This window comes from Ruegeria sp. HKCCD4884 (assembly GCF_013110855.1).
Classification (GTDB): domain Bacteria; phylum Pseudomonadota; class Alphaproteobacteria; order Rhodobacterales; family Rhodobacteraceae; genus Ruegeria.
Genome location: NZ_WVRJ01000015.1, coordinates 57,740 through 69,758 on the forward strand (window position 1 = coordinate 57,740; position 12,019 = coordinate 69,758).

A 12,019-nucleotide genomic window follows, 5' to 3' on the forward strand; every position below is an offset into this window, starting at 1 on the left:
GGCTTAGAGGTATTTCGTAATCGCTTTGAAATCTTCGATCCCGCTGCCAGCGTCGTCAGCGGACAAGCAATGATCGATGTGATCGTGAATCAACGCGCGTTTGGCATTGGTGACAGCCTTTTCCACGGCGAACAACTGTTGGGCAACGTCCGAACAGGGGGCCTGGCTTTCCAGCATGGCAATGACTTTGGCCAGGTGCCCGTGGGCACGCTTTAGTCGGGCCGTGATTTGTGGATGCGACTCATGGGTATGATTAGACATGGTATATCCTTATCCCCCCCATGAGGATAAGATCAAGAGCCTGGCGCTGAACAGCCCGCGATTTTTGGACGGCGTTGAGTTTAGGGGCCAAACCGCCTATCTCGGGGACAATAGCGCTCAGAGGATTAGTCGCGTGGCGAACCATTTGTACAAAAACGATCTGCCCGACGGGCTGGATCTGGGCCCCGTTGTGGCCATTGACTGCGAAACCATGGGGTTGAACCCGCATCGCGACCGCTTATGCGTGATCCAGATGTCGGGTGGTGATGGCAACAGCCACATCGTTCAGGTTGAAAAAGGGCAAACCGAAGCACCAAACCTGTGCGCCATGCTGGAAAACCCTGACGTGCTTAAGCTGTTCCATTTCGGGCGGTTTGACATCGCAGCCATGTACCACACCTTTGGTGCGCTGGCCGCTCCGGTTTATTGCACCAAGATCGCCAGCCGTCTGGTGCGCACATACACTGACCGCCACGGCTTGAAAAACTTGTGTCAGGAACTGATCGGTGTCGACATTTCGAAACAACAACAGATGAGCGATTGGGGAGCCGAGTCTCTGACAGATGCTCAACTGGACTATGCAGCCTCGGATGTTCTGTACCTGCACCGCCTGCGGGATGAATTGAACAAGCGCCTTGCACGTGAAGATCGGACCGAGATGGCGCAAGCCTGTTTTGATTTCCTTCCGATGCGTGCGAAACTGGACCTCGCAGGCTGGCCCGAAACGGATATTTTTGCACACTCATGACTGATAACGAGTCCTTTCTGAAAACCGCCCGTCAGGTCGTTACAGATGAAGCCCGCGCGCTGGACGTGTTGGCTGAAAGTCTGGACGACCATTTTGCAGAAGCCGTGCAAATGATCCTGCAGGCGAAGGGTCGCATCATCGTGAGCGGTATCGGTAAATCGGGTCACATTGGGCACAAGATAGCCGCCACCTTGGCCAGCACTGGTACACCAGCCTATTTTGTGCATCCGGCCGAGGCCAGCCATGGTGATCTGGGCATGGTCTCCAAGGGTGACGTGGTATTGGCGATCTCGAATTCGGGCGAAGCGCCGGAACTGGCCAATCTGCTGGCCTTTACCCGCCGGTTCGGGATTCCGCTGATTGGTCTGTCCAGTAAGCCTCAAAGCACGCTGATGAAACAGGCGGATGTGCATCTTCTGATCCCGTCTTTAGGTGAGGCATGCGGCTTTGGCATGGTGCCTTCGATCTCGACGACATTGACCTTGGCAATGGGCGATGCGCTGGCGATTGCTTTGATGAAGTACAGGGATTTCAAGCCCGAGAATTTCCGTGACTTTCATCCAGGTGGCAAGCTTGGTGCGCAGCTCAGCAAGGTGCGCGATCTGATGCACGCGGATATGCCTGTGGTCACGTCCGACACTCCGATGAGCGAGGCTTTGTTGGTCATGAGCCAAAAAAGCTTTGGTGTCGTTGGTGTCACCGATGATGCAGGCCGCCTGCTGGGCATTGTCACCGATGGCGACTTGCGCCGCAATATGGACGGGTTGCTGGACAAGGCCACCCAAGAGGTCATGACCCGTGATCCAATGACGATTGCGCCAAACGCGCTGGCGGAAGAAGCCGTTGCGATCATGAATGAGCGCAAGATAACCTCTTTGTTCGTGGTCGACCCTGACGCTGACGGACAGGCGCAGGGCTTGTTGCACATCCACGACTGCCTGCGCGTCGGTTTGGGCTGAGGGAGGGCGACGTGGACAGATATTCCCGCATGGTGCAGTTCCTGAAGGTGCTGTTGCCGCTTGCGGCGATTGTCTTGCTTTCCACCGTCTTCTTGCTGTCCCGCAGTATCGAAACAAATGTATCTGTGCCGTTCGCGCAAAATGACATCGATGAACGGTTGGCGCAGCAAGTTGTAACGCAGCCAAACTATCAGGGGACCACGCGCAAGGGTGAGGACGTTCATATCGAGGCAACTCAGGCGACCCAGGGCAACGAGAACGCGACCCCGACTGCCTCAGAATTCCGTGGCCGGTTTGGCTTGCTGAGCGGTGGAACGATACTGCTGGACTCCAACTCGGGTTTAATCCGCCCTGACGAAGGCACAGCCACTTTTGTCGGCGACGTGGTGATCACCACAGCTGACGGGCTTCAGGTCACGACCGATCTGCTCAACACATCTTTGGATGAAATCCGCGGCGACACGCCGGGACAGGTGAATGGTACCGGGCCGATCGGCAACTTTTCCGCCGGGCGCATGACTTTTGGGACGGAAAAAAATGATGGTCCGGTCCATATTGTTTTTACAGATGGTGTGAAGCTGATATACGAGCCTGAAAAGGCAGAAAGATAACTTGTGTTCGATTTTCGTTTTGTTCCACTGTGTCTCGCTGTAATCGCGGGTACCGCGGCCGCGCAAGAGGCGCAGGTGGCCTTTGGTTCTGCAAATGCCGACCCAAGCCTGCCAGTTGAGGTGACTTCGGAGACATTGAACGTCAATCAGGAAGATGGATCTGCCGAGTTCATTGGCAATGTCATCGTTGTGCAAGGCGAAATGCGGCTGACGGCGGAACGTGTTCTGGTGATCTATAATCAGGAACGTTCGGCCATTGAACGGATGGAAGCGACCGAAAACGTGGTTCTGGTCAGCCCACCGGACGCAGCCGAAGGGGATTGGGCAGAGTATACAATCGATTCCGGTGTGATTGTGATGAAGGGCAATGTCCTTCTGACGCAGGGACCCAGCGTCATCAGTGGCGACCAGATGAACGCTAATCTGACAACAGGCAAGGCGACCATGACCGGGCGGGTCAAAACGATCTTGCAGCAGGGCAACAACTGATGGCGGGTCCGAACCTGACATTGGCCGAAGGCAGTTCAGGCCTGCGCATCGAGAAGCTGCGAAAATCTTACCGGAAAAAGACGGTTATTCGCGATGTCTCGATGACGCTGGACCGGTCCGAGGTCGTAGCGCTTTTGGGGCCGAACGGGTCAGGCAAGACCACGACCTTCTATTCCGTCGCAGGGCTTGTGTTTCCCGAAGCAGGTAAAGTGACAATTGATGGTCAGAACGTCACAACCCTGCCGATGTATCGGCGTGCTCGCATGGGGATCGGCTATTTGCCTCAGGAAATGTCGATTTTCCGCGGTATGAGTGTCGAAGACAACATTGCCGCTGTATTGGACATTACGGTTCCACACGCACACAGGCGTAAGGAACGCTTGGAAGAACTGTTGTCGGATTTTTCCATAGAACATTTGCGCCGCGCGCCCGCCTTGGCCCTGTCCGGTGGTGAACGCCGCCGTGTCGAGATCGCGCGCTGTTTGGCGGCCGATCCGAAATATCTGCTGTTGGACGAACCTTTTGCAGGGGTTGATCCGATCAGTGTCGGGGATATTCGACATCTGGTGGCCGACCTCAAAAAACGGGGAATCGGTGTGCTGATCACGGATCACAACGTCCGGGAAACGCTGGAAATTGTGGATCGCGCCTATATCCTGCATGACGGCCAGGTGCTGATGTCCGGCACGCCCGACGAAGTTGTCGAAAACGAGAATGTGCGTCGGGTCTATTTGGGCGAAAACTTCCGTATTTCATAGGCTTGAACGGGTTTGCATCAGATGCATGACGGAAATCGCGTATATACACGCCTGTTTTGATTGACTCTTCCTTCGTCTCTTGCCTCAATTGGACCATGGCATTTACTCGGTTCCAGTCTGGATCTCGATCTCCCTTCTTTGAAGGGCAGGACTTAAGGCAACCGCAGAAAATGCCGCGACCCCCCACCCGATAAAAACAAGTTCGTCGCGTACCGTGACGTCAGAATGGGTGTGAATTGTGAAGGAGATCACATGCGTTACCAAATCAGCGGAAAACAGATCGACATCGGCGCGGCCTTGCAGACACACGTGCAAACCGAGCTGGGCGAGGTTGTGGGCAAATATGCTCAGCGGCCGACAGATGCCAACGTCGTCTTTTCCCGTTCAGCGCATGAATATGTATGCGAAACAACGGTGCACCTGTCCACGGGCCTGACAGCCCAGGCCAAGGCGCACGCTACCGAGATTTACGCAGCGTTTGAGGCATGCTGCGACAAGATGGAAACCCAATTGCGCCGCTATAAGCGCCGCCTGAAGGACCACCACAAGGACCGGGCAGAGCCGGTTGAACTCTTTGGTGCGTCCTCTTATATCCTCGCGTCTGACGAATCGGACACGGCGGACGAGCCCGAATCGCTGCAGCCCATGATTGTGGCTGAGATGGAGACGAAAATTCCGTCTCTGAGCGTTGGGGAAGCCGTGATGCAAATGGAACTTGCTGGCGCTCCGGTGCTGGTGTTCAGGAATGAGAACAAGGATGGATTGAACGTTGTCTACCGTCGCGATGACGGTAACATCGGCTGGATCGATCCGTAACAGGCAAGAAAACGGGGCCGCACCCGCACATGCGGGTGCCGTGCCATGGAGCGTGATCATGGAGCTTTCGAGCATACTCAAGCCCGAGGCAGTGCGTGTACTTTCGGCCGCTTCCAGCAAGAAGCGGTTGTTTCAGGAAATCGGCGACGTTGCCGCCGCGACCCAGGGCCTTGATGCCCAGGCGGTTGTCGACTCTCTGCTTGAGCGCGAAAGCCTTGGGCCAACCGGAGTTGGACATGGCGTCGCGCTGCCCCACGCGCGACTGTCTGAACTTGAGGCGGTTTCAGGCGTCTTCGTCATGCTGGAAAAACCGATCGATTTCGGTTCGGTTGATCGTCAGCCGGTGGATATTGCCTTTGCGCTGTTCGCGCCTGAAGAGGCGGGTGTGGATCACCTCAAAGCGCTGGCTTTGGTGTCGCGTACGCTGCGGGATACCTCGGTCTGCACCAAACTTCGGGCGAACCCCGATCCGGTTAAGCTCTATGCAATTTTGACCGAAGCTCAATCCATGCAAGCTGCATGATGGAATAAAAAAAGCCCCCAAAATTCGGGGGCTTTTTGCAAAATCTCTGAACTGGATCAGCCGCCGGTTCCCATTTCCAGCGTCCACCAGATTTTTCCACCATTTTCCTGATGCCAGGCGAACCCCATCTGGGTTGCCTTCGGGTCCATGATCACAGCGCGCGGTCCGGGTTCTTGCATCCAGGCCGCCAGTGTCTCGGTCTCGGTCTCGTAGGTTTCGGAAATCGCTTCGCCCAGGAATGTACCAAAATATCCGACCCGCGCGGCACGATCGATTGGGGACGACCCATCCGACCCAAAGTGCCAAGGGCGGTTCTGGCGTGCCATATCCTTTGAGTGAGTCGCAGCGGCCGCGTTCAACTGAGAGTTCAATTGCACAGATTGCAGGCCCTGAGCCTGACGCAAGGCATTGACCGAATCAAGCATTCGGAATTGCAGTTTTTCGGGATTGCCGCGGATTTTGTAGACCGTGGGCAAGGGGCGGCCATCCGCACCAATAGTGGTGGGCTGGGTGCTTGTACATGCCGCAAGCGCGACAAAGCAAATCAACAGTAAAGAAACGATACGCGTCATGATCGACCTGATAATTGTGTTGTCACCCGGCATAGCGTGCCTGACTGCGCTGAGCAAACGTACATTCGTCTATACTCGCGTGATTCTGCCGGTTTGGTTTGCGACTGAAGCATTCTCGCAATAGAATAGATCAGATTTCAGAGCTTACTAGAACACAGGACCCGTTCGTCATGGTCAAAAAGCGTATTCTGTCACCCACGCGCCGGGTGTTTCTGACCGGTGTAACCGCCTCGCTGGCGACACCGGCACTGGCGCAATATATTCCAGGCGACCCGCTGCGCCCTGCACCCGAGCCCGAACCGCCCGTGCGCCGGAATGTGTCAGGGTTCCGTGCCCTGGACTGGCAGCCCTATTTCTCAAACACGAGGAACGGGGCAATTTTGGTCGATACAGTGTCACGCGCGCTGCATTATTGGTCAGATGATCAATCTACATACAAACTCTACCCCTCTTCGGTGCCTTTGACCGAAGAGATGACCCGTCGCGGACGCACCAGCGTGATCCGTAAAGTTGAAGGCCCCAGCTGGTCGCCAACGCCGTCAATGAAGAAAAGAAACCCTGAATGGCCGGACTATATCCCGCCAGGGCCAGATAACCCTCTGGGAACCCACGCTTTATATCTGGGTTGGAAATATTACCGCATCCACGGCACCCATGATACGCGCAAAATCGGGCGCCGCTCGTCAAATGGCTGTATCGGGCTCTTCAATGACGATATTGCCGAGCTCTTTTCTATGACGAAGGTCGGCACGCAAGTGTTGCTAATTTGACGACATTTTCCCGCACGAACCCGCTTAGCGCTCAAGTTGCAATTGCATTCCAGCGCCAATGCTGATTAGAAAAAAACACGAGGTAAGTCTTAGGTGCGCGGTTCCGGGCATTGGAACCGTGCAAATTCTGGAGGTTAATATGAAAAAACTCGTTCTCGCCGCAGCTCTGACCGCCGCAGCTTCGACCGCATACGCAGGCAACCTGGAAGAGCCGGTTGTTGAAGCACCTGTTGTTGTTGAAGAAACTCAAGGTTCGTCGCAGGGCATCATCCTGCCGCTGATCCTGCTGGTTGTTGTTGCTGCTGCCGTTGCTGCAAGCTAAGCCAACACGGAATTCTTGAAAAAGGCGGTGGAGCAATCCACCGCCTTTTTTGTTTCAGAAAGCCGAAACAGGCGAAAAGCGTTCAAAACCAATTGAATCGCTCGCGCCGTGCATTGTGTTCCGCAGAGTTAGTCCATCCAGCCGCGAAGATTGTCCTCGACGACCTTGCCCAGGGCGGCGATATGCGCGTCGTCGTCGTTCAGACAGGGGATATAGGTGAAGGTTTCGCCGCCTGCTTCTTCAAAGCTTTCCTTGATCTCTTCGTTGATCTCTTCCAGCGTTTCGATGCAGTCGGCCGAGAAAGCAGGGGCGATGACGGCAATGTTTTTCTTGCCTTGCTTTGCCAGATCCGCCACGTGATCCACCGTGTAAGGCTTCAGCCATTCTTCCGGGCCGAATCGCGATTGAAACGTCGACACAAGCTGATCGTCCGACCAACCCAACCGTTCTTTCAGCAGCCGGGATGTCTTTGCACACTGGCAATGATAGGGATCCCCTTGCTGAAGATAGCGATCCGGCATTCCGTGATAGGAACAGACCAGAATGTCCGGTTTTGTCTCCATTGCCGCATAGGCGCGTTCAACAGATTGCGCCAGCGCGTCAATGTAACTTGGTTGGTCGAAATAGGCGGGTACAGTGCGGGATGCAGGTTGCCAGGGCTCCTCCATCAACGCGCGGAAAAGCTGGTCGTTGGCAGTGGCCGTCGTTGCGCCTGCATATTGCGGATAAAGCGGGAAGAACAGAATGCGATCGCATCCTGCCGCTACCATCTCGCGTACTTTGGATTTGGTTGAGGGATTGCCATACCGCATACAGAAATCTACCACCACCTGATCGCCGTAGCGGTCATGCATGGCCGCCCGCAGTTTGGCCGTTTGATCCTTGGTGATCGTCATCAGCGGGCTTTCGCCTTTGTCGTGATTCCAGATCGATTTATAAGCTTCCCCTGAGCTGAAGGGCCGCTTGCTCAGGATGATGGCCTGAAGAATCGGCTGCCATTTCCATTTCGGGTAATCGATGACCCGCTGATCTGACAGAAACTCGTTCAGATACCGCCGCATGGGCCAATAAGTGTAATCGTCCGGCGTGCCCAGATTGGCCAGCAAAATGCCGACGCGACCCATCTTGATCTTAGGATGATCCGTAGGAGCGTGTGCGGGGCGGGTAGCATCGAACATATGGGACTTCCTGTATTTCTTGTGGTCCGGCCTGAGATAAGGGGATTTATCCGCACGTCAATCAGGCAGTTTGCCCTCGGTGGTGCGCAAGGCGTCTGCCAGACGGGCTTGGGCAGATCCCGGGCGCAGCGGTTTGGGTTGGCTATCGTGCGGCGACCATCCGGTCAGGCAGATCAGGTCGAATGTTGCTGTCAGGCGGCCTGAAGCGGTCGAAAAGTGATCCGCATAGATACGTTGTGCGGCCTCGAATACGGCCCGTCTGGTCGGGCGCTTCAGCCGTGCCGACAAGGCGTTGGTTTCACCCATATGCCGCAGATCGCGCATCAGATGCCAAATGTCGCGGTATTCCGCCGTCAGCGGCACTGAATCCGCTACAGGCAAAGCCAGACCGGCCCGTTGCAACAATCCACCCATGTCTCGAAGTTCCGCCATCGGAGCGATGCGAGGGCTCAGGCCACCTGTGATCTCAATCTCAGCCTGTCCCAATGCGGCGCGCAGTTCGTGCAAAGTTTCCCCGCCCAAACACACGACCAGCAAAAGCCCGTCGGGCTGCAATGCCCTGTGGCATTGGATCAGCTGCCCAACCGGATCATTGGCGCAATGCAAGGCCATTGCGTGGATGACCAGATCATGGGCGCCGGGCTGAAGCGCCAGCACGTCGTCATCCTGGACCAAGGCAGCACCGGAAAGAACGCCGTCCCAAAGCCGCGGAAACGAGCTCACGATCGCAGGCGCTGTAAAGGCTTTGTTAACCGTAGAGAGCCGATCCTGCACCTCGTCAATTGCGGCGCGATGCAGGAAGAAGGCGTCATCCTGTGCACGGGCGCGGTGGCGCAGGATGGTTTTGCGATCAAACAGAGAGGGTGCGTTGGGCTCGGGCAGTTTCATGGCACGCAAGTATCGCATCGCGCAGCGGATTCAAACCGCACTTGCACTGATTTACCCGCCCCGCTGCATGGGATGCGGCGCGCTGACCGAGTCAGATTTTGGGCTGTGTGGATCCTGCTGGCGTGAAACGCCCTTTATTGGAGGCACCGTTTGCGAAAGCTGCGGAGTGCCGCTGATGGGTGCGCAGGATGGGTATAGGATTGAATGCGACGATTGTCTGAAAGCCCCACCGCCATGGGATGCTGGCCGATCAGCGTTGATGTATGATGGCAAGGCGCGGTCGCTGATCCTTGCCTTGAAACATGGTGACCGGCCCGAACTGGCTCGCCCAGCAGCCCGTTGGATGGCGCAAGCGGGGCGTGAACTGCTACGACCGGGTATGGTGATCGCCCCGGTGCCGCTTCATTGGTCTCGTCTGCTCAAACGGCGCTACAATCAGTCGGCCCTGTTGGCGCAGTATCTGGGTCAGGACAGTGGGCTGGACTGTGTGCCTGATCTGTTGGTGCGAAACAGACGAACACCGGTTCTGGATGGCAAAACGGCGCAAGAACGGGCCGAGGTTCTGAAAGATGCGATTCGCGTCCACCCGCGCAGGGCAAGGCATCTGAAAGCCCGCGACGTGTTACTGGTGGATGATGTGATGACCTCTGGCGCGACGTTGGCCGCCTGTACCCGTGTGTGTCAGGCCGTAGGGGCAAATCATATTTTCGTGTTGGCACTGGCGCGCGTTGCCAAGGATGCCTAATTCGCCCAAGATTGCGCGAAACCCGAAGGGAACGGAAAATGAAGCCGGTAGAAATCTATACCTCGCCGCTATGCGGTTTTTGTCATGCGGCCAAACGTCTGCTGAAACAGAAAGGCGTTGAGTTCAAAGAAGTCGATGTGCTGATGCACCCCAAACGCAAACCCGAGATGATCCAGCGGGCCGGTGGCAAACGCACCGTGCCGCAGATTTTTATCGGCACAGAACATGTGGGTGGGTGTGACGATCTGTATGAACTGGAACGTCAGGGCAAGCTCGACCGGCTGCTGGCGGCCTGATGAAGACCGCGCTGCTGCAGATCACCTCGTCGGACGATCCGGCCGAAAATCTGGACATGGTGCGCGCCATGATGGCTAAGGCCGCCGGGCAAGGCGCGCGGTTCGTTTTGACGCCCGAGGTTACGAACTGCGTTTCGACCAGCACCACGCGGCAGCGCGAGGTTCTGCAGCATGAAGAAGACGATATCACCCTGGCGGGCTTGCGCGAAGAGGCCGCCAAACTGGGCGTATGGCTTCTGATCGGTTCGCTGGGGATCAAAACCCACGACGCGGATGGTCGCTTTGCCAACCGGTGCTTCATGATCGATCCGCAGGGTCAGGTCGTGGCGCGCTATGACAAAATCCACATGTTCGACGTGCAGGTCACGGAAACCGAGACTTTCCGCGAATCGGCCAATTACCGGCCCGGCGACCGCGCGGTTTTGGCTGAGACCGATTTTGGCAAGGTGGGGCTGACCATCTGCTACGATATCCGCTTCCCCCATTTGCACGCTGCTCTGGCGCAGGCGGGGGCACGGATCCTGACGGTTCCAGCGGCGTTTTCGCCCGTCACAGGGGCCGCGCATTGGGAATCGCTGTTGCGCGCCCGCGCGATCGAGACCGGGTGTTGGGTGCTGGCTCCGGCACAGACCGGAGAACATCCCAAGACGCGTGGAAAAACCCGCTACACGCACGGCCACAGCATGGTTGTCGCCCCGTGGGGGGAGGTGCTGATCGACGCAGGTACCGATCCGGGCATTCACATTTTCGATTTGGATGATAGTTCTGTGACAGAGGCGCGCCGACGTGTGCCCTCATTGACGCATGTGCGGCCTTTCGACAGGCCCTGATCCAGAACCGAGCTATGACGGACGAAAAAAATGCCCTGGCGGTCACGCTGTTCAGCGAGATTCTGACTGCAGACCAGTTGTTGCGCAACCGGCTGAGCCGGGTGCTGCCCAAGGGCATGGAAATCTCGCATTTCTCGGTGCTGAACCATCTGGTGTTTGTGGGGGATGAGCGGACCCCGGCGCAACTGGCCAGCACCTTCCACGTCACGCGCGGAGCCATGACAAACACCTTGGCCAAGCTGGAATGGGCCGGATACATCCACATCCGCCCCGACTGGGACGACGCCCGCCGCAAGATGGTGGCGATCAGCCCCGCCGGTCGCCGCGCGCGGGATCAGGCGATTTCGTCGATTGCCCCGCTGATCAACCGCGTGGTTGGAGAACTGGGGCTGGAGCGCGTGCGCAGCACGCTGCCGGTGCTGCGGGATTTACGCTTGCAGTTGGAGGGGGAGTAGGATTCACCCCGGCTTCACACTCGCCGTCACATAATTCACGCTCAGATCCCGGTCCGAGATCGACCAACTCCACAGGATCGGGTTGAACACAAACCCCTTGCGGTCCACCGGGTCCAGCCCGGCCTGGCGCAGTAGCTCGAACAGTTCGTCAGGTGTGATGAACTTGTTCCACTCATGCGTGCCGCGCGGCAACCAGCGCATGACGACCTCGGCCCCGAAGATGGCCATTGCATAGGATTTCGGATTGCGGTTGATGGTCGAACAAATCTGCAGCCCGCCGGGTTTCAGCAAGTGTTGCGTGGCGGTCAGGTAACTTTGCGGGTCGGCGACATGCTCGACAACTTCCATGTTCAGCACAACGTCGAACTGCTCACCAGCGGCGGCCATGTCCTCGGCCGTGGTGTGGCGATAGTCAATCTCCAAGCCCGATTGTTCCGCATGGATGCGGGCGACAGGCAGATTGCGTTCGGCTGCGTCGGCGCCCACGACCGTCGCACCCAAGCGCGCCATCGGTTCACTGAGCAGCCCGCCACCGCAGCCGATATCCAGCAGGCGCAGGCCCTCGAACGGGTTCGGCGCGGTCAGATCACGGTCAAACTCACCTGCGATCTGCTGTGTGATATAATCCAGACGGCACGGATTCAGCATGTGCAGAGGTTTGAATTTCCCGTGAGGATCCCACCATTCTGCCGCCATCGCCTCGAATTTTGCGATCTCGGATGGGTCCACCGTGTTCGGATGCGCTTGCATTCCTGTCTCCGTGTGCTCTTTTACGCTTAAGGACTATATAGGGCCATA

At 57.0% G+C, this 12,019-nt stretch carries 19 protein-coding genes; 14 read left to right on the forward strand and 5 right to left on the reverse strand.

Features of this window, described 5'->3' with window-relative positions:
* Positions 1-3: 3 nt before the first annotated feature.
* The gene (locus GS636_RS18840) at positions 4-261 is read right to left on the reverse strand and encodes a metal-sensing transcriptional repressor (protein WP_171671597.1); all 258 of its coding nucleotides are present in this window, start codon (positions 259-261) and stop codon (positions 4-6) included.
* A gap of 133 nt (positions 262-394) precedes the next feature.
* On the opposite strand from GS636_RS18840, the gene GS636_RS18845 reads away from it, so the two are divergent.
* From GS636_RS18845 to GS636_RS18875, 7 genes are all read left to right on the forward strand, one after another.
* Positions 395-1,009, forward strand: coding sequence for a ribonuclease D (locus GS636_RS18845; RefSeq protein ID WP_171096545.1), 615 nt, complete (start codon positions 395-397; stop codon positions 1,007-1,009).
* Positions 1,006-1,968, forward strand: a complete 963-nt coding sequence (locus tag GS636_RS18850) for an SIS domain-containing protein (RefSeq protein ID WP_171671599.1) — start codon at positions 1,006-1,008, stop codon at positions 1,966-1,968. Before GS636_RS18845 ends, GS636_RS18850 begins: the two co-directional genes overlap by 4 nt.
* 11 nt (positions 1,969-1,979) lie before the next feature.
* Positions 1,980-2,579, forward strand: a complete 600-nt coding sequence (lptC, locus tag GS636_RS18855; protein ID WP_171671602.1) for an LPS export ABC transporter periplasmic protein LptC — start codon at positions 1,980-1,982, stop codon at positions 2,577-2,579.
* 3 nt (positions 2,580-2,582) lie between these two features.
* Positions 2,583-3,068, forward strand: a complete 486-nt coding sequence (locus tag GS636_RS18860; RefSeq protein ID WP_256367978.1) for an LptA/OstA family protein — start codon at positions 2,583-2,585, stop codon at positions 3,066-3,068.
* On the forward strand, positions 3,068-3,826 hold the full coding sequence (gene lptB, locus GS636_RS18865) for an LPS export ABC transporter ATP-binding protein (protein ID WP_171096540.1): 759 nt from the start codon (positions 3,068-3,070) through the stop codon (positions 3,824-3,826). Before GS636_RS18860 ends, lptB begins: the two co-directional genes overlap by 1 nt.
* Before the next feature lie 252 nt (positions 3,827-4,078).
* Positions 4,079-4,642, forward strand: a complete 564-nt coding sequence (gene hpf, locus GS636_RS18870; RefSeq protein WP_050605577.1) for a ribosome hibernation-promoting factor, HPF/YfiA family — start codon at positions 4,079-4,081, stop codon at positions 4,640-4,642.
* A 58-nt stretch (positions 4,643-4,700) separates the two neighbouring features.
* Complete coding sequence (locus GS636_RS18875) at positions 4,701-5,165, forward strand: PTS sugar transporter subunit IIA (RefSeq protein ID WP_171096653.1); 465 nt, start codon at positions 4,701-4,703, stop codon at positions 5,163-5,165.
* A 56-nt stretch (positions 5,166-5,221) separates the two neighbouring features.
* Here GS636_RS18875 and GS636_RS18880 read toward each other — a convergent pair whose 3' ends face one another.
* Positions 5,222-5,737, reverse strand: a complete 516-nt coding sequence (locus GS636_RS18880; protein WP_171096538.1) for a CAP domain-containing protein — start codon at positions 5,735-5,737, stop codon at positions 5,222-5,224.
* Between GS636_RS18880 and GS636_RS22815 the strand changes: the two genes are divergently transcribed.
* The 3 genes from GS636_RS22815 (at position 5,736) to GS636_RS18890 (ending at position 6,829) form a co-directional block, all read left to right on the forward strand.
* Positions 5,736-5,861 carry a hypothetical protein gene (locus GS636_RS22815; protein WP_256367977.1) on the forward strand — a complete coding sequence of 42 codons (126 nt, stop codon included), beginning with the start codon at positions 5,736-5,738 and terminating at the stop codon, positions 5,859-5,861. The two genes, GS636_RS18880 and GS636_RS22815, sit on opposite strands and share 2 nt — an antisense overlap.
* Before the next feature lie 46 nt (positions 5,862-5,907).
* Positions 5,908-6,507 carry a L,D-transpeptidase gene (locus GS636_RS18885; protein ID WP_171096537.1) on the forward strand — a complete coding sequence of 200 codons (600 nt, stop codon included), beginning with the start codon at positions 5,908-5,910 and terminating at the stop codon, positions 6,505-6,507.
* Between the two features lie 139 nt (positions 6,508-6,646).
* Positions 6,647-6,829 carry a hypothetical protein gene (locus tag GS636_RS18890; protein ID WP_010442520.1) on the forward strand — a complete coding sequence of 61 codons (183 nt, stop codon included), beginning with the start codon at positions 6,647-6,649 and terminating at the stop codon, positions 6,827-6,829.
* A gap of 128 nt (positions 6,830-6,957) precedes the next feature.
* Here the strand turns inward: GS636_RS18890 and hemH are convergent, their stop codons facing one another.
* Entirely contained in the window at positions 6,958-8,007 is a 1,050-nt protein-coding gene (gene hemH / locus GS636_RS18895) for a ferrochelatase (protein WP_171671605.1), read from the reverse strand.
* 57 nt (positions 8,008-8,064) lie between these two features.
* Positions 8,065-8,895 carry an SAM-dependent methyltransferase gene (locus GS636_RS18900; RefSeq protein WP_171671607.1) on the reverse strand — a complete coding sequence of 277 codons (831 nt, stop codon included), beginning with the start codon at positions 8,893-8,895 and terminating at the stop codon, positions 8,065-8,067.
* On the opposite strand from GS636_RS18900, the gene GS636_RS18905 reads away from it, so the two are divergent.
* The 4 genes from GS636_RS18905 to GS636_RS18920 are packed head-to-tail and all read left to right on the forward strand — an operon-like array spanning position 8,894 to position 11,221.
* Positions 8,894-9,640: a ComF family protein gene (locus GS636_RS18905; protein ID WP_171671610.1), complete on the forward strand. Its 747-nt coding sequence runs from the start codon at positions 8,894-8,896 to the stop codon at positions 9,638-9,640. The two genes, GS636_RS18900 and GS636_RS18905, sit on opposite strands and share 2 nt — an antisense overlap.
* 38 nt (positions 9,641-9,678) lie before the next feature.
* Positions 9,679-9,936 carry a glutaredoxin 3 gene (gene grxC / locus GS636_RS18910; RefSeq protein WP_171648567.1) on the forward strand — a complete coding sequence of 86 codons (258 nt, stop codon included), beginning with the start codon at positions 9,679-9,681 and terminating at the stop codon, positions 9,934-9,936.
* Positions 9,936-10,766, forward strand: a complete 831-nt coding sequence (locus GS636_RS18915) for a carbon-nitrogen hydrolase family protein (protein ID WP_171671613.1) — start codon at positions 9,936-9,938, stop codon at positions 10,764-10,766. The genes grxC and GS636_RS18915 overlap by 1 nt, the downstream gene beginning before the upstream one ends.
* A 14-nt stretch (positions 10,767-10,780) precedes the next feature.
* A complete protein-coding gene (locus tag GS636_RS18920; RefSeq protein ID WP_170334681.1) occupies positions 10,781-11,221 on the forward strand; it encodes a MarR family winged helix-turn-helix transcriptional regulator in 441 nt (146 codons plus the stop codon).
* Between the two features lie 3 nt (positions 11,222-11,224).
* Here GS636_RS18920 and ubiG read toward each other — a convergent pair whose 3' ends face one another.
* Positions 11,225-11,971: a bifunctional 2-polyprenyl-6-hydroxyphenol methylase/3-demethylubiquinol 3-O-methyltransferase UbiG gene (gene ubiG / locus GS636_RS18925; protein ID WP_171105911.1), complete on the reverse strand. Its 747-nt coding sequence runs from the start codon at positions 11,969-11,971 to the stop codon at positions 11,225-11,227.
* Between the last annotated feature and the right edge of the window lie 48 nt (positions 11,972-12,019).